Origin of the sequence: Rheinheimera nanhaiensis E407-8 (assembly GCF_000296695.1) — a bacterium.
GTDB classification, from domain to species: domain Bacteria; phylum Pseudomonadota; class Gammaproteobacteria; order Enterobacterales; family Alteromonadaceae; genus Alishewanella; species Alishewanella nanhaiensis.
Genome location: NZ_BAFK01000009.1, coordinates 18,024 through 34,266 on the forward strand (window position 1 = coordinate 18,024; position 16,243 = coordinate 34,266).

General features: G+C 56.1%; 15 protein-coding genes. 7 read left to right on the forward strand and 8 right to left on the reverse strand.

Features of this window, described 5'->3' with window-relative positions:
* Positions 1 to 50 precede the first annotated feature (50 nt).
* Positions 51 to 893, forward strand: coding sequence for an RluA family pseudouridine synthase (locus RNAN_RS09045; RefSeq protein WP_008221006.1), 843 nt, complete (start codon positions 51 to 53; stop codon positions 891 to 893).
* On the opposite strand, the gene RNAN_RS09050 is transcribed toward RNAN_RS09045, so the two are convergent.
* Both RNAN_RS09050 and RNAN_RS09055 read right to left on the reverse strand, forming a co-directional pair.
* Positions 890 to 2,923, reverse strand: coding sequence for a tetratricopeptide repeat protein (locus RNAN_RS09050; protein WP_008221008.1), 2,034 nt, complete (start codon positions 2,921 to 2,923; stop codon positions 890 to 892). The two genes, RNAN_RS09045 and RNAN_RS09050, sit on opposite strands and share 4 nt — an antisense overlap.
* 40 nt (positions 2,924 to 2,963) lie before the next feature.
* Positions 2,964 to 3,926 carry a D-2-hydroxyacid dehydrogenase gene (locus RNAN_RS09055; RefSeq protein ID WP_008221011.1) on the reverse strand — a complete coding sequence of 321 codons (963 nt, stop codon included), beginning with the start codon at positions 3,924 to 3,926 and terminating at the stop codon, positions 2,964 to 2,966.
* A 128-nt stretch (positions 3,927 to 4,054) separates the two neighbouring features.
* Here RNAN_RS09055 and RNAN_RS09060 point away from each other — a divergent pair, with 128 nt between their 5' ends.
* A complete protein-coding gene (locus tag RNAN_RS09060) occupies positions 4,055 to 4,282 on the forward strand; it encodes a DUF2798 domain-containing protein (protein WP_008221014.1) in 228 nt (75 codons plus the stop codon).
* Here RNAN_RS09060 and RNAN_RS09065 read toward each other — a convergent pair.
* Genes RNAN_RS09065 through RNAN_RS09080 form a run of 4 tightly spaced genes read right to left on the reverse strand, consistent with a single transcriptional unit; the run spans position 4,279 to position 8,515 of the window.
* A complete protein-coding gene (locus tag RNAN_RS09065; protein ID WP_008221016.1) occupies positions 4,279 to 4,704 on the reverse strand; it encodes a group I truncated hemoglobin in 426 nt (141 codons plus the stop codon). The two genes, RNAN_RS09060 and RNAN_RS09065, sit on opposite strands and share 4 nt — an antisense overlap.
* A complete protein-coding gene (locus tag RNAN_RS09070) occupies positions 4,704 to 5,546 on the reverse strand; it encodes a DUF3034 family protein (protein WP_008221018.1) in 843 nt (280 codons plus the stop codon). Before RNAN_RS09070 ends, RNAN_RS09065 begins: the two co-directional genes overlap by 1 nt.
* Positions 5,543 to 7,873, reverse strand: coding sequence for a putative bifunctional diguanylate cyclase/phosphodiesterase (locus tag RNAN_RS09075; protein WP_008221019.1), 2,331 nt, complete (start codon positions 7,871 to 7,873; stop codon positions 5,543 to 5,545). Before RNAN_RS09075 ends, RNAN_RS09070 begins: the two co-directional genes overlap by 4 nt.
* A gap of 3 nt (positions 7,874 to 7,876) precedes the next feature.
* On the reverse strand, positions 7,877 to 8,515 hold the full coding sequence (locus tag RNAN_RS09080) for a methylamine utilization protein (protein ID WP_008221021.1): 639 nt from the start codon (positions 8,513 to 8,515) through the stop codon (positions 7,877 to 7,879).
* Between the two features lie 102 nt (positions 8,516 to 8,617).
* Here RNAN_RS09080 and RNAN_RS09085 point away from each other — a divergent pair, with 102 nt between their 5' ends.
* The 3 genes from RNAN_RS09085 (at position 8,618) to RNAN_RS09095 (ending at position 13,099) form a co-directional block, all read left to right on the forward strand.
* Positions 8,618 to 10,897, forward strand: a complete 2,280-nt coding sequence (locus tag RNAN_RS09085; protein WP_008221023.1) for a patatin-like phospholipase family protein — start codon at positions 8,618 to 8,620, stop codon at positions 10,895 to 10,897.
* A gap of 85 nt (positions 10,898 to 10,982) precedes the next feature.
* Positions 10,983 to 11,924, forward strand: coding sequence for an ABC transporter ATP-binding protein (locus tag RNAN_RS09090; RefSeq protein ID WP_008221025.1), 942 nt, complete (start codon positions 10,983 to 10,985; stop codon positions 11,922 to 11,924).
* Positions 11,921 to 13,099: an ABC transporter permease gene (locus tag RNAN_RS09095; RefSeq protein ID WP_008221028.1), complete on the forward strand. Its 1,179-nt coding sequence runs from the start codon at positions 11,921 to 11,923 to the stop codon at positions 13,097 to 13,099. Before RNAN_RS09090 ends, RNAN_RS09095 begins: the two co-directional genes overlap by 4 nt.
* A 36-nt stretch (positions 13,100 to 13,135) precedes the next feature.
* Here RNAN_RS09095 and RNAN_RS09100 read toward each other — a convergent pair whose 3' ends face one another.
* Positions 13,136 to 14,317, reverse strand: a complete 1,182-nt coding sequence (locus tag RNAN_RS09100) for a transporter substrate-binding domain-containing protein (RefSeq protein WP_008221029.1) — start codon at positions 14,315 to 14,317, stop codon at positions 13,136 to 13,138.
* A gap of 141 nt (positions 14,318 to 14,458) precedes the next feature.
* On the opposite strand from RNAN_RS09100, the gene RNAN_RS09105 reads away from it, so the two are divergent.
* The gene (locus tag RNAN_RS09105) at positions 14,459 to 14,761 is read left to right on the forward strand and encodes a hypothetical protein (protein ID WP_008221033.1); all 303 of its coding nucleotides are present in this window, start codon (positions 14,459 to 14,461) and stop codon (positions 14,759 to 14,761) included.
* Here RNAN_RS09105 and RNAN_RS09110 read toward each other — a convergent pair.
* A complete protein-coding gene (locus RNAN_RS09110) occupies positions 14,758 to 15,219 on the reverse strand; it encodes a tellurite resistance TerB family protein (RefSeq protein WP_008221034.1) in 462 nt (153 codons plus the stop codon). The genes RNAN_RS09105 and RNAN_RS09110 overlap by 4 nt on opposite strands.
* A 148-nt stretch (positions 15,220 to 15,367) precedes the next feature.
* On the opposite strand from RNAN_RS09110, the gene RNAN_RS09115 reads away from it, so the two are divergent.
* A complete protein-coding gene (locus RNAN_RS09115) occupies positions 15,368 to 16,189 on the forward strand; it encodes a M90 family metallopeptidase (protein ID WP_040551954.1) in 822 nt (273 codons plus the stop codon).
* Positions 16,190 to 16,243: the final 54 nt, after the last annotated feature.

A 16,243-nucleotide genomic window follows, 5' to 3' on the forward strand; every position in this document is an offset into this window, starting at 1 on the left:
CTGGCGCGATGAATTTTGGCTGAACTTTAACGTAAAGGAAGTGTAAAGCGATGAAACTGGTGCGAACCCTGCAAGCGGTGCAAAGCATTATGGCAATAGACTTGCTCAGTCAGGGCGTGCCAGAGCTGTCTAAAGGCCGGCTAAAAGACGCCATGACCAAGGGCGCAGTGTTGCTGGCCGGTAAAGCACAAAAGCGGCTGCGCCGGGCGCAAACCTTGTTGCAAAACGGCCAACAGCTTAGCCTGCACTATGATGATGAGCTGTTAAACCGCAGCTGCGCCCCGGCACAGCTTATCAGCGATCAGCAGCATTACAGCGTCTGGTTTAAACCGGCCGGGATGTTGTCACAGGGTAACGAATGGGGCGATCATTTGTCGTTGTTGCGCACCGCCGAGCAACATTTTGCCGCCAAACGGCCGGTGTTTTTACTGCACCGGTTGGACCGCGAAGCCAGTGGGCTGATGGTACTGGCGCACAGCAAAACGATGGCGGCGGCCTTTAGCAAACTGATTGCCAACCGGCAAATAGAAAAGCACTACCTGATCCGGGTAAAAGGCCAGCTGTCGGCCGCCTTACTGCAACAGGGCGAGCTGAGCCAGCCGCTTGACGACAAGCCCTGCCGCACTGAATTTAGCTTGCGCCGTTATGATGCGGCAGCAGCGCAAAGCTGGTTAGACATTAAACTGATCAGTGGCCGCAAGCATCAGATCCGCCGTCACTTTGCCCTGGCGGGGCACCCGGTAATGGGCGATCCGCAGTATGGCAGCGACAACAAAGACAGCCGCGGGCTGGCGCTGCAGGCGGTTAGCCTGGGCTTTCGTTGCCCGAAAACCGGTAACAGCATGCAGTTTAGCCTGCCCGCTGAGCTGTGGCTGGCTGGCGCTGACGGCTAATGCAGGTTATCGGCTAAGGCCGGCTCCAGGTTGTTGTCATTGCAATACAGCTGCAACTGCCCCAGCCTGAAGGCATTAAGCAAGTCTTGCCGCACCAGGCTACTGGCCCATTCGCAGGCTGGGGTCTGGCTGCTGCTTAAGCGTGCCAGCCAAAGCCCGTGGTTCGCCGGCTGCTGTTGACATAACGCTAACGTTAACCAGAAGGCTTCGGGTAGGTTTTGCAGCTGTGCCAGTGGCCAGGGGCCGCTCAGCAACTGCTGCAGCGGTAGCTGCAGGCTCAGCAGTATCGGGGCGGCTTCCGCACCGGGTAGCTGTTGCTGTAACTGGCGGGCGAGCTTCAGCTGTAGCGCCGTGACATCAGTGTGACGCTGATCCAGCGCCAGCCACAACACGTCCTGATCCAGACACCAGCCCAGCACGGCCGGCGCGCCTGGCGCCGGTAACAGCGTATGCAGCACCTGTGTGATGCGCTGTTGGCCAAAGCGCAGTTTTAACTGTTGGCTCTGCTGTGGGCTAAAGGCCAACAGATGGCTGATGCTGTGCTCTTTGTGCTGCAATTGCTGACAAAAGTTACGCCAATCCGGTAATGGGCTCTGTGCCGGCGGCATGGTCCTGGCGCTGCGCCGGCGCGCCCAGAATAACAGCAATATTAACGCCAGTGCTAACCCGGACACGGTTGCCAGCAGCAGGCTGATATTGCGCTGCTGCTTTGATAGCTGCAGCTGTTGCTGGCGCAGTTCTGCCTGCCACTGACTGGCAGCGGCCGCTTGTTCCAGCCCCTGATTAATTAAGTCCAGCTGAAAGATATTCTGCTCGTCCAGCTGCGCCAGGCGCAAACTGCCGGCTTGCTGCAAACTGGTATAAGCGCCTTGCCAGTCGCCCTGTAATGCCGCCAGACGGGCGGTCAGTTCAAAAAAGCGCAGCTGCAGATAGACCGCTGCTTTGGGCATATCGGCAGCCAGAAGCTGCAGCAGGTTAGCCGTTTGTGCATACTCGGCTGCCTGCAAGTGCAGCTCGGCCAGCGCCAGCAGGGTTTCTTGCAGATAAGTTTGCACATTTTGCTGGCTAAACAGCTGCTGGGCAGTGTCAAAGTGTTGCCGCGCCAGTTCAGGCCGTTGCTGCAGCACCGCCAGCCGGCCCAGCCCTAAGGTGGCAATACCCACCCGCAGCGGGTCATCCAGCTGTTTTGCCAGCGCTAATGCTTCGGTCAGATACTGTGCCGCTTCAGCGGCGGTGTCGGCTTGCTCCAGATAGGTTTCACCAATATAAATCAGCGTATACGCGTAGCTGGCGTCGCGTTGCAGCTGCTTATAGCGCTGTTTTGCCTGCTGTAGATGGTGCAATGCCCGGCTGTGATCTTCAATTTTGCGGTATGCCATGCCCAAACGCAGGTGAATAGAGGCCAGGGCATCGTCATCCTGTAAACTGCTGGCCAGCGTCAGCGCCTGGTGAAAGTGCTGATAGGCCTCACCAAAGGCGTTGTTTTGCAAGGTTAAACGGCCCAGTGTAATACGGGCTTTCAGCTGTGCCTGGGCATCCTGCTGCATGGCTAATTCCAGGCTACGCCGGGCATAAGGAATGGCTTTGGGAATATTACCCAGTTGGTTATACGCCTGGGCGAAGCTTTGCAGTACATCACTGTACAGTGACAGGCTGTCGGCATCTTCGCGCTGGTGTAATAACACCTCGGCTTGTTCCAGCATGGTAATGGCGATCACGGTATCGCGGTACAAAATGCCGTAAATTTGTGCCTTCAGTAAAAAGGCATGGGCTTTAAGGTAGGGGTCTGCTGCACTGTCCAGCGCTTTGTTCACCGCATCCATGGCACCGGCTTTATTACGCAGCCTAAGCTGCGCTTCGGCCAGTACCAGGTGGTCGCTGCTGTCAAGGGTGTTGGCAGGCAGTGCCTGCAACTGGGTGATCACCTGCTCCGGTTGGCTGCTGGCCTGTAGCAGCCGTTGCTGCAAGGTGTCACTGGCGTTACTGTAGCCGCTGCACAACAGCAAACTGATAAAAAAGAGTGGACGCATTATGTTGTTTATTATCATTTTTTGTCAGTGTAGCGCCAAATCAATGTTGCGGCCAGAGTGCATTACGCAGCTGACCGCCGGCAAAGGCCTGCACGTTAGCCGCCAGTTGCTGCACCATCCGCTGGCGCGCTTCGGCGCTGGCCCAGGCCATGTGCGGTGTAATAATCAGCTGGGGCAAGTCTGCCAACACGAGCGGATGCGCCGGCGGTGGTGGCTCCTCGGTCAGTACATCCAGTGCCGCTCCTGCCAAAGTGCCTTGCTGTAGCGCTTGCAGCAGGGCGGTCTCGTCGATAAGGCCGCCTCGGGCCGTATTGATCAGCAGCGCGCCGGGCTTCATTGCCGCAAAGGCGCGCGCGTTAAACAGCCGCTCAGTACCGGCCGTTAACGGGCAGTGCAAGGATACCACATCGGCCTGTGCCAAGGCGGTGAAAAACGGCAACCTGCCGGCACGGCAAATGCTGGCGTCCGGTTGCTCAGATAACAACACTTGCATGCCAAAGGCTTGCGCCAGCTTTGCCGTGGCCTGCCCCAGTGCGCCGTAACCAACAATCAGCATTGTTTTTCCGGCCAGTTCAGTCACCGGGTAGTCCAGCAGGCAAAAATGCGGGCTTTGGCTCCAGCGCCCGGCCCGTACCGCATTCTGGTATTGCTGTACCTTATTGGTCAGCTGCAGCAGCAGTGCAAACACCTGCTGAGGCACAGCCGTGTCGGCATAGCCACGTACATTACACACGGCGATGCCGTGCTGCTGTGCCCCCGCCAGATCAATATTGTTAGCGCCGGTGGCGGCCAGACAAATCAGCTTCAGCCGGGGCAGGGCGGCCAGCGTTGTCGCATCCAGCACCACTTTATTCACAATGGCAATATCAGCTTGTTGTAAACGGTTAAGTACCTGCGCCGGTGTGGTGGCATTAAAGCAGGTTAGGGCAATATTGTCCGCCTGTAGCGGGCTAAGATCGGCATCGCCCATAGAGGCCGCATCGAGAAAAACCGTCTGGTACATGGTAGGCCCTGCAATTACGTTGTGCCGCGTTATAGCAGCGCTTTGGCGCGGCGTAAAGCCATAAACGCCGCTATTATGCTAAAGTCGCAAGCCTGAACCTGACCACCGCATTGTACGGAGAGCCGCAAATGTTTGCGCCGCGTTTTCAGCCTGTTTTATTTGCTTTTATTATGTCCGGCTTTATGGCGTTTTTAATGTCAGGCATTTTAACCTTTATTAACCTGGGCTGGTTTGCTGAGTTTTTCAGCGCCTGGTTAAAGGCGTATCTGTACGCCCATGTCTGTGCTTTTCCGCTGGTGTTTATCTTCGCGCCGCTAAGCCGCAAACTGGCCGCCAAATTAACCGGGCAGGGCTAGCGATAGCTGATGTCTTTATACATCGGTGCCAACAGTGCCAGCAGCTGATTTTGCGCACTGATACTGATGTTCTGCCGCTGCATCACCTTGATTAGCCCGTCGACTAACGCATCGTAATCGGCCAGGCTAATGTTAAAACTGCTGTGGCTTTGCTGCATAGTGCCGCCGCTATACACGCAGGGGCCGCCGCTTAACTCACACAGTTGCTCGGCTAACAGCCGGCGAAAACGTTCAATGTCGGTGTCGGCGAAATGGTGCACTATGCGTTGGTCATGTTCAATTTCATACAGTAAGCCATCGGTAATAGCGGCAATACCCTCTGCACCGCCCAGCTGCTGATACAAACTCGGCTTGTTTGGCTGGCTGCAGCCGCCCAGCAGCAGGCTGCACAGCATGACTAAGGTAGCTATAAACTGGGTCATTACCAGGCTCCTTCAAGCGAAACATAATAACCTTGCTGGCGGTCAAAGCCGGCAATGCTGCCAAGATCGGCATAACCGGCCACCAGTGACAGGTGTTTATTAACAAACCAGGCGGCAAACAGGTCGCGCCAGTGTTGCTCGTGGGCAAAGGCCAGTTGGTTGGGCTTTTGTTTAAACTCCACACCTAATGCCAGGTTGTAATTTAGCAGCAGTACTGCCGAACCTTCGGCCACCAGCTGGTAGTTGTTGTCGGTGGCCGTGCCAAAGCCCAGTAAACCGGTTTGGTGGGCTTTGGTGGCGCGCAGGGTGGCGTTTAACAGCAGGTTGCGGCCGGCAACCTGATCAAACAGCACTTTAGTGGCAGCGACGTACAAGTCTATCCCGCTGTCATCGCGGGCACCAACAGCCTGTGGCAGGGCAAAGTCACGGTTTTTCTTGTACTGCAGGCCCAGGCTCAGTTGCGGCAGAGCGGTGTATAACAGCTCACCGGCAAAGTGATACTTCATGCCAAACACATCCTGGCGCAGCTCACCGCCCAGTGTATCCAGTTTGAAGCGTTGCCGGGCGAAAGACCACTCCCACTGGTTGTCGTAGCTGACACTGGCGCCCTGCACGTTTAGGGTGAAATCGTCCACCCCGACCACAGTGGCAAAGGCGGTGGCGGCCCATTCGCCACTGCTGGCATAGCCGTTAGTTACCGCCCAGGGCACTATGCCGCCGCCGGCACTGCCTTCAATCGATGTGGCACCGCCGGTGGCGATAATTTTACTGCCAGCCAGCACCGTAACCGGATAGCACAATAGCATCAGCAATACCAGTTGGCGTGTTAACGTGCATATCATAAGGTGGTCTCCCCGCTAAACCAGCGCGCCGGGCTCTGGCTAAAATCGCGCTGCCACTTAACAAAAGCGTCGCTGGTGAGTGGCTTGGCAAAATAGTAGCCCTGTACGGTATCGCAGCCGCACTGGCTGAGGGCACTAAGGCCACTGTGCTGCTCCAGCCCTTCGGCTGTCACTTTAAACCCCAGGCTGTGTGCCAGCTGAGTGGTGGCGCTGACAATCAGCGCATCATTGCTGTTGGTGGCGATATCTTTCACAAAGGCGCGATCAATTTTAACCTCGTGTACCGGCAGCTGTTTTAAGTAGGCCAGCGATGACTGACCGGTACCAAAATCGTCAATTGCCAGGCTGATCCCCTGCTGGCGCAGGGCGGTCAGTTGCCGCACTATGGTATCAGCATCTTGCATAATGGCGCTTTCGGTTACTTCCAGTGCCAGGCTGGCGGCGCTCAGCTGATATTGCGCCAGTAAGGCAGCGATTTGCTGACACAGCGCCGGCTCCAGTAAATCCTGTACCGACAAATTCACCGCCACCTGCATCTGCAGGCCTTGCTGTTGCCATAGCGCCAGTTGCCGGCACACCTGTTGCAGCATCCATTGGGTGACAAGGCCAATGCTGCCGGCGTGCTCCGCCAGGCTGATAAACTGATCAGGCGGCACAAAGCCCAAGCTGGGGTGTTGCCAGCGGATCAGCGCTTCGCAACTGCGGCATTGCTGCTGCTTCAGATCCACCTTGGGCTGGTACACCACATAAAACTGGCCATTTTGCAGCGCCTCGGGTAAGTCCCGGATCAGTTGCAGCTCGCGCTGATGACTTTCATCCTGCCCCTGTACATAAGTGGCAATGCGCTGGGGAGAGTGGCGTGCATGCTCCAGCGCAATGTCGGTGCGGCGCAGCGCATCACTTAAGCGCTCGCCACCGGCAAAAAAGTGGTATAACCCGGCGCACAACTTCAGGTTAATTAACGACTGCTGCAGCGGGTAATGCTCGGTCAGCAGCAGTAGCTTGGCTTGCACCTGCGCCGGGGTCAGCAGGCCGGCATACACCAGCAAAAATTCATCGCCCCCCAAGCGTGCCAGTAATAGTGGCTTGGGCAGTACCGTAGTTAAGCGCCGCGCCAGCTGTACCAGTAACTTATCGGCGTTGGCAAAGCCGAGTATATCGTTCAGGTGCTTAAAGTGGCGGATATTCAGCTGCAGCAGGCTGCCGTCGTGCTGTGCCAGAATGTCCGGCAACAGCCGGTCCACCGCTGCCCTGTTGTACAGGCCGGTGAGGGCGTCATGCTCGGCGTTAAACAGCAATTGCTGTTCGCGCTGCAAAATATTCTGTTGCATGGTGTGCAGGGTGCGGCCCAACAGGCCAATTTCATCATTGCCGGCCGTTGGCGCCGGCTCGATACTGCCCTGGCCAATACGGCGGGCAAACTGGCTGAGCGCATCCAGTGGCCGGGTAATGCTGCGGGCAAACACAAAGGCGACCAAGAGCGCCAATGACAGGGTGGCGCCAAAAATCAGTAGCAGCTGTTGGCGAAACGCCTGATAACTACTAAGCCAGCGCTGGTTAGATAAATGCTGTACCGCCCACAGTTGTTGTGGCTGATCCAGCGCGCTTGCCACGGACAAATAATCCTGATCACGCTCCTGCTGCAGGTTGCCGCCTTGCTGTAACAGCAGTGGCAATACTGGCGTCAGTGCTTGTTGCTGTGCGGCGGTCAGGGTGGAACTATGCCACCGTAGCGAGTCTGGCTGGCGGATCACAAAACTGATATCCAGATCGGTAATGGCTTTAATGTCATCTGCCAGCGGCTTATCCAGTAAAAAGCCCATGCCGGCCCAGGCGATCAGGTTAGGTGCACGCACTGGCGCCAATACTAACTGGTATGGCTGGCCGTGCAGGGCGAGAATATCAGCCACGCTGCTATTCGCGCTGCCGGTTTGCAAAAACAGCGGTTTAATATCGGCTTGTTGCAGCTGGGCGTCTGAGCTTACCAACAGCTCGCCGTCGGGTGATAACAGCAGCATCAGATCGGCATTAATACGGCCACCGTGGTTTTGCAGCACCGAGGCAATGGTGTCCTGTTCGGCGGTGGCCACAGCACGGCGAAAGGCAAAGTCGGTCGCCAGCAGCCCGACACTGTCGCTTAGCTGCGTGGCGCGGATCTGCAAGGCCTGGCGCAGTACTTTACTGGCAACGTTTAGCATATCGCGGGCCTGGCTCAGGCTGTCATGCTTCATACTGTTTAAGGTGGCCAGCGCAGTGGCCAGCGCGAACAGGCTTAACAGCAACACCAGAATGGCAATTAACTTGCTGCGCAGCGAGCGAAACAGCATAGGCTATTGACCAAAGCCGCGCTTGGGCGCAGCCGGTTTGGTTTTATGCTCTATCGCCAGTGTGAACTGCAGTTGCTGGCTGCCGGATAGCGTCAGGTGTTGCTCAGCAGCAGGCGCCAGTTGCCATGGGTGCCATAACCTTAGTTGATAGTCGCCCGGCGCCACAGCACTAAAGCTCAGTTCGCCCTGGCTATTACTGACAGCCAGCAGCGGGCTGTCACCGACATAAATATAGGCCTGCATGTAGTCGTGGATATTACAGCCCAGCGCCACTATGCCGGCTTTATCAAAGATCACCGGTTGCTCCGGTTTGCCAGAGTACAGTTCAATCTCAAAGGTTTTCGCCGGCGAAAATGAGTAAACATGGTGGCGGGTTTTATCCAGGTTAGGAAAATCGACCGCGCTGCCGCGCACCACGGCGCTGACAAAGGGGTGGAACATCAGCCCCTGCTGAGTCACGCTGGCCGGTTCGCCAGCGGGCAAGGCTGTGCCTGCGGGGGACACCAGTTCAACCACGGCATCAGCCAGCGGCTGGTTGTGCTGGGTAACCAGCTTGATATTCAGCGTGTCGGCCGCTAGCCGCGGGCTTAAGCCGCATAGTATGATCAGCAGCGAAAACAGTAAGGCGTAAAACTGTGTCATGTCCGGTATCACGCAAGTCAATTTGATTAACAATAGCAATAAGGCTGCGACGGCTCAAATGTTATCTGCCGCAGCGCCCGGCAAACCTGAAGGTGCAGCAATATGATGAAACAGGCAATACGCGTTACCCTGCAGTTAGGATTACTGCTGTGTGCCAGCCTGCCGCTGAACGCCCTGGCAGAGGATATTTGTCAGCAGGCCAGAGCGCAGCAGCGGCCCTGTGTTGCGCTGGTGCTGGGGGGCGGCGGTGCCCGTGGTGGCGCCCATCTGGGCGTGATAGAGCAGCTGGAGCGTCAGCAGATCCCGATTGATCTGGTGGTGGGCACCAGCATTGGCGCCTTTATTGGTGGCCTCTATGCCAGTGGCCACAGTGCGGCGGAAATTGCCCAGCGCCTGCAGCACACGCCCTGGGCGGCCGGCTTTCGCGACCGGGTATACCGCGATGAAATGCCGCTTAGGCAAAAAGAAAAAACTGATGATTTTCCGATTAACCTCGATGTTGGCGTGTCGGCCGACGGCGTGCGTTTGCCCAAAGGTATTTTAAGTGGCCAGTCGCTGGCTGAGATTCTGCACGGCACCTTTGGTGCCTACGCCAACCTCAGCCATTTTAACCAGCTGCCGGTGCCGTTTCGGGCGGTAGCGACTGACTTGTTAACGCAACAGGAAGTGGTGCTCTTCGATGGCAGCCTGGTGCAGGCGGTGCAGGCCTCGATGAGTATTCCCGGTGTGGTGCGGCCGCTGGAGCTCAACGGCAAGTTGCTGGTGGACGGTGGCGTGGTAAATAACCTGCCGATCAGTGTGGCCCGTCAGTTGGGGGTAGACCGCATTATTGCCGTCAGCATCGACTCACCGCTGCTGCGCCGTGAGCAGATTGAATCAGCCTTTAGCATTACCGAGCAGTTAACCAGCTTTTTAGTGCGCGCCGGTGTGCAGCAACAGCTGCAGTTGCTGACAGAGCAAGACTTATTGCTGCAACCTGATCTGGTCGACATCAGCACACTGGATTTTGCCAATATCGACAAAGCCATTGTCTCTGGCCGGCAAAGTGCCATCCGCTTTGTCCAGGCGCTGGCCGGTTTTAGCCAGAGCCAGAAAATTTATGCCGACTGGTTCAGCCGCTTTAGTCACAGCAGCACAGGCTCAATACGGCTGGATAAAGTGGCGCTGGACAACCGCTCAGCGCTGGACGACGCCCTGTTGCTGGAGCGGCTGCAGCTGACCGCCGGTGATGATTACACCGAGCGCAGTATCCGTCGCGGCTTGCGTCAGATGTATGGGTTGGACACCTTTGAGCGCATTACCCAGCAACTGAATATTGATGAGCAGGGCCAGGCCGTACTGCAGGTGACGGCGGAAGAGAAAAGCTGGGGGCCGGGCTACCTGAATTTCCGGCTGATGTTTGAAGATGACTTTCGCAGCACCAGCCAGTATCAGCTGGCTGCGGCGTATAGCCGCACTAACCTGTCGCCCTGGGGCGCCGAATGGCACTCTGAGCTGGCGCTGGGCAGCGATAAATATCTGGCCAGCGAGCTGTACTGGCCACTGGGCGGCACTGGCCTCTATGTGCAGGGGGATTATCGCCACCGCCGCGACAGCCAGCCGCTGCAGGATAATACCCAGCTCGCCGCTGGTGAGCTGAAAAACCTGGAACATGAACTGCAGTTTAGCAGCGGTTGGAATATTTCTGACCATGCCCGGCTGCAACTGGGTTGGGCCTGGCGCGATGGCCGTTATCTGTTGCCCAGCGTGTACGCCGCTCAGTTACAGCAAAGCGAGATAGATTACCTGCGCCGCGGCCCTATCGCTGAATTTATCTGGGATACGCTTAACAGCCGCAGTTTCCCCACCCGTGGCATTCGTCTGGCCAGCAGCTATGCCTGGCTGACCGATTCGGCGCTGGGCCAGCGGGTAGACAGCCGCAGCAGCCGCACTGAGCTGTTGGCCGCCAAAAGCTGGCACGATCATACGCTGCGCACCCGCTGGCGCTTTGACCGTTACAGCAGTGACAGTGACAGCGCTTTTGCGCTGGAGCAATTTAGCCTGGGCGGCTTATTAAACCTGTCTGGTTATCCGGCCGACTCGCTGTTTGGCAGCCAAATTCAGTTTGGCAGCCTGGCCTATTTGTACCGGCTGAACGAGCAGAAAATCTCCTTTATTAACGCGCCTTTATATCTGGGTACCTCACTGGAGCGGGGCCGGGTGCGTAAAGATGTGTTTGGCGCCTCGGGTGGCAACGACGCCACCGACTGGTTGTGGGCCGGCAGTGTGTTTCTCGGTTGGGATACGCCGCTGGGGCTCTTGTATTTTGGCCTTGGCATGGCCGAGCAGGATGACAGTGGCTACAGCGATGCAGTGTATTTGTCCTTTGGCAAAAATTACTGAGGATATATTTGCTCACACTTTGCTGTTGGCTGCCGGGCAAGCGCGAATGATAAGCTAACGAAAGGTTAATCAGCACGGAGCAGGTATGCAGTTAATTGTAACCGCTATCGGTAAAGCCTATGCCAGTGTGCAGGCAGTAGATAAAGTCAGTTTTCACATTAACAGCGGCGACATTTTTGCGCTGCTTGGGCCAAACGGCGCCGGTAAATCGTCCATTATCCGTATGCTGGTTGGCATGACCAGGCCCGACAGTGGCAGCATTCTGGTCAGTTATCAGAGCCAGCATTTTGATCATGTGCCGCGCCGGTTATTAGGCTATCTGCCGGAAGATCGCGGCCTGTATCCGGATAAAAGTATTGAGAAAAACCTGCTGTATCTGGCGCAGTTACATGGGTTAAGCAAAAGCCAGGCGCTAACTGAAATGGCAGTCTGGCTGGATGTGTTTGACCTGACGGAACGGCGGCACGACGAGCTAAAGCAACTCTCTAAAGGCAACCAGCAAAAAGTGCAGCTGATTGCGGCCGTACTGCATAAGCCGGCATTGGTCATTCTGGATGAACCCTTCTCCGGGCTGGATCCGATTAATCAGGAAAAGGTGGTGCAGTTTTTACGCGAACTTAAAGCCCGTGGCATGACGGTTATTCTTAGCGCACACCAGATGGCGATGGTAGAAAAGCTGGCCGACCATATGCTGCTGATGGCACGTGGTCGGGTGGTGCTGGCCGGCACGCTGGAGCAAATTCGTGCGCAAAGCCAAAGCCAGCGCCAGTTAAAAGTGGCCTTTAGCCAGCCGGTAAGCATGGCGCAGTTAGCGGCGTTAAGCAGCATCAGCCGTGCTGAGCAGGTATCGCAGCAGCACTGGTTGCTAAGCCTTAGCGAGCCGCACAGCGTCAGTCAGTGTCTGCAGCAATTACTGGCGCTTGGCGAGCTGACACAGGTGGAAATGCAAACGGCCGACTTACATCAACTGTATTTAACGGCGATGGCCAAACATCAACCACAACCTAAACCTGAGGTGACCGCATGATTTCACGGCAGAGTCTGATTGTCGCCCGCTGGGAGTTTTTACGCTTTTTTAAGTGGAAACAGCAGCTTATTTCTTACTTGTTAATGCTGGGCGTTATAGCCGCAGTGGCTTTATGGAGCTTTTTTACCGACGAAAGCCGCCAGCAGTACCGCATTGCGGTGCCGGCCGGCTTTGCTATCGACAACACTGAGCAGTTCCAGTTTCAGCGCCCCAGCATCAGTGTTGAGGCGCAACTGGCGCAGTTGCAAAGCGATGAGTCCTGGCATGCGGTGTTAACCACCAGCCAGGACGGCATTGTTATTCATACCCAAAGCGGCAAAAAATGGCTTAGCCAGTTGGAGCAGGTACTGCAGCAGCATTACCGTAAACAAGCTGCGCTTGGCATGGGTTTAACCGACAGCCAGCTGGCACAGCTGGAGCAACCAGTGGCGATTAACACCCAATATCTGGATCAGTCCTACAAGGGCAAAGACACGCCGGAGAAAATGATTGCAATAGGCGCCTTGCTACTGCTATTCATCGGTTTAACCACGGCGTTTGGCCAGGTATTAGTCAGCATTACCGGCGAAAAGCAGCAGCGGGTCACCGAGCAGCTGTACGCCATTTTAACGCCGCAACAGTGGATGGACGGCAAAGTGCTGGGCCACAGCTTTAGTGCACTAAAAGCCATGTTTACCTCGGCGCTGGTGATGCTGCTGACCTTTGCTGTGGTTAGCGTATTTGCCGAAAAAAGCCTTGATTTAGCCTGGCTGGATATCAGTGTGGTGCTGTGGCTTGTCCCCTTTGCGTTATTGGGCGTGGTGCTGTGCGCCAGCTTTATGGGGGCTATTGCCGCCTCGATTGACGATCCGAATAACAGCGGTAAAGGCGCGGTAATGATGATTACCTGGCTGCCAATGTTGTTTACTTATCTGGTCATCGACAGCCCCAATGGCTGGGGCATGACGCTGCTGAGCTATTTGCCGTTAACCTCTTTTGCTGCCATGCCGGTAAAGCTGGCGATGGTTGAGTTGGCCTGGTGGCAGCCGTTGTTATCACTGCTGTTGTTGCTGGCCACCGTCTGGTGGATGCGCCGGGTGGCCGGCCGGGTATTTTTGCGCGGCATGCAGCTGTACGGTAAAGAGCCAAGCTGGGGCGAAATAGTGCGCTGGGCGCTGAGTAATAAAGCCGATTAGCGATTCCAGGCCTTCTATTGATGTCAGGCCGACTACTTAGTCGGCCGCTAAGGCGCGCTCTACATCAATACCGATGCTGAGCGCGCCTATGTGATAGCCTTCGGCGTTTTTTACTGGCACGCTCAGTTTTACCTGAAAACGCTGAGCGCTTTGGTCATACTCTACGACATCAACAAAATAGTCTAACGTCTGGTTAAATACACTGAGAAAAGGCGTTTCATCGCCTTGCCAGTAATCGGTGGTCAGCTGGCTGATGGCGACATTCGCGCCCTGGTTATCCATTAAAATCACTTCGGTGACCAGGCCATCAAAGTCTTGCTGCCACTGGCGTAACTGCCCGGAGATCGTTAAAGCCAGCAACTGGCGGGCCAGCGCTGGTGCGGTATCGGGTTGTTGTATCGCTTGCTGCCATAAACGGTCTCGTTGTAGCACCGTATCCAGTGTCAGTTGCTGTTGGTTTTGCTGACCAACCGCATCCAGCAGCGAGCGCTGTCGCGCTAGGCTGCGCACACTGTCAAGCAGCAGCGCCAGCACGGTATCACGCTCTGAGGCGGCTAAGGCAAAGGGCGCGGTGGCACACAAATGTACCGCCGCATTAAAGTGGCGCAAAAAGCCCGGCCGCTGCTGCAGCCGCTCACGGGAAAAATAGCTGCCCAGCGGCACATAGCGGAAAAAACGCTGGTTAAAGTGCTCTGGGTTAAGTTTTAGCCGCGTCATGGCGTCTTTAACGTCGTCCAAATCGGCCAGCAGTATGTCAATGCGGCCAATAGCTAATAGTTGCAGCAACTGGCTGATATCACCCACTTCAACGTCGGCTTTAATCCCCTGACGCATAAACCAGTCAGCCTGATGGCTGCCTAAAATAGCGCCGTAGCGCAGCGCACTGTCGCTGCCGGGGCCGCGCCCGTCGGCCCGCCAAAACCAATACCAGTTTTCCAGAAACAGCGGTGCCGACAACCTGGCAAAGCTGTCGATCTCGTTATTCGGCATAGCGGTAAAATAGCCATCAATGCGGCCCATTTTCACTTCCTGTTTGGCGCGCCGCCAAGGCATCACCAGCAACTGATAGGGCTGTTGCGTGTGCTTCATTATGCAGTCAATTTGCGCCCGGCTGGCTGCACTTTGGCCGGAGGGAGCATGCGTTGCCAACAATAAGGTGTCACCGGGGCTGATATCAGCAGCCAGTAACAACGAGCTAAACCAGAGTTGCAGTATCATTGGCTGCTGTCCTTGCAACAAAATTGCAGCAAGTATAGCAGCCAATTTACCGTGCTGTGGTTGAACTTCGACGAGCGCGCCCACACTAACAGGCTATTGTGCCGTTATGCTAAACGGTAGCCCTAACCTGAGGACATCAACATGTATACCTTTAAACAGCAAAGCCAGCAGTGGCAGCAGCTTTTTGCCCGGGGCCGCAGTGGCGGGCCTTTGCAGCGCTTGCTGGCCTGGTTGCTGTTAGGGCTAATGTTATTTGTCGGCGTTGCCCTTTTGGTGTTTATGCTGCTGTTAAGCTGGATCCTGATCCCGATTATGCTGTGGCGCCATCGCGCCAGAATGAAAGCCTGGCAGCAACGTCAGCAGGGCGCGCAGCAAGAAACGTCAGGCCCTGCCGCAGGCCGGCAAACGATAGAGGGTGAAGTGTTGCAGCGGCGTGAGGATTAACCGCCACACACCGCCAATTTGGCCTGAATATAATCGCTGTGGCGGATAAAGAGTAAATCGGCAATCTTGCGCAGCATCGCCTCTTCATTCGGATCTAACACGCCATCGGCGTAAGCCTGCTGCCACAGGTTATCCAGCAGGCTTAACCGCTCGTTGTAGCTAAGCTGCTTTAAACCACGGGTAAACTGATGCAGCGAAGTGGCATCGGCGGCTTGTTTGTCGGCCAGCTGTACCACGGCCAGTGCCGCGCTGTCACTTAGCGCAAACTCGCGTTTTACATAGGCCAGTGCCAGCTGCTGCTCATCCTCGCTGCTGCTAAAGTCAGCATGCGCCACCATCAACATTAAGGCTACTGATGCCAGCTCAGCGTCGTTTAAGCCATAAGTATTGGGAGCAGCGGCCGGCATGCTCAGGCCATCGTTTACCTTATCCAGCAGGGTTTTAAATAACTGAAACATAGTACTCCTTTTTCGGGCTTACCGGCGTTAGAGGCCCGGCTGCCGGCAAAGTTCGCGCTGACTGCAGGCTTGAAAAACAAGCCTGCCAGCCGCATTACAGCTGCATCTGCCGGCACGCATGGCCGGTGCTGACTGCCTGAGGTTTGGCTTGGCTATACTGCTTACTCTGTTACTGGGGGCAGCGATCATCGCTGCCGTGCTATTGCCAGCTTACTGGCGTAAATATCAGCGGCGCAAGCTAATGGCGCAACCGTTTCCGGCCAGCTGGCGCGCTATCTTAAAACAGCGTTTGCCGTATTTTCGGGCGCTGCCGGCCGATTTACAACTGCAACTAAAAAAGCATATTCAGGTATTTATCGCGGAAAAGCACTTTATCGGCTGTGATGGCCTGACGGTAACCGATGATATGCGCGTGACTATCGCTGCTCAAGCCTGTTTATTGCTGCTAAACCGGCCCGACTATTATTACCCTAAGCTACACAGTATTTTGCTGTACCCGGCTGCCTTTATTGTACCGGGCCAGCAGGCCGATGCTGCCGGAGTGATGCATGAGCAGCGCCGGGTGCTGTCGGGCGAGTCCTGGGGCCAGGGCCGGGTAATTTTGAGCTGGGCCGATACGCTGGCCGGTGCGGCCAACCCCACGGATGGCCGCAATGTGGTGATCCATGAATTTGCTCATCAGTTGGATCAGGAAAAAGGCATTGCCAACGGCGCGCCTTTACTGGAGCGTAGCAGCGATTATCAGCAGTGGTCTGGCGTGATGGCCGCTGAGTTTGCCGCTTTACAGCGTCAGGCCGCGCTGGGTGAAAGTGGCCTGTTTGACCATTACGGCGCCACTAACCCGGCCGAATTTTTTGCCGTAATAAGCGAAGTGTTTTTTGAACAGCCCAAAGCGCTGGCCGAGCAGTACCCCAGGTTATATGACCAATTAAGCCGCTTTTACCGGCTACAGCCACTTAGCTGGCAGTAAAGCCAGCCAGGTGCCGGGCCGGCAAAAAGTGATCTAAGCACGGCTTTGCGCCAT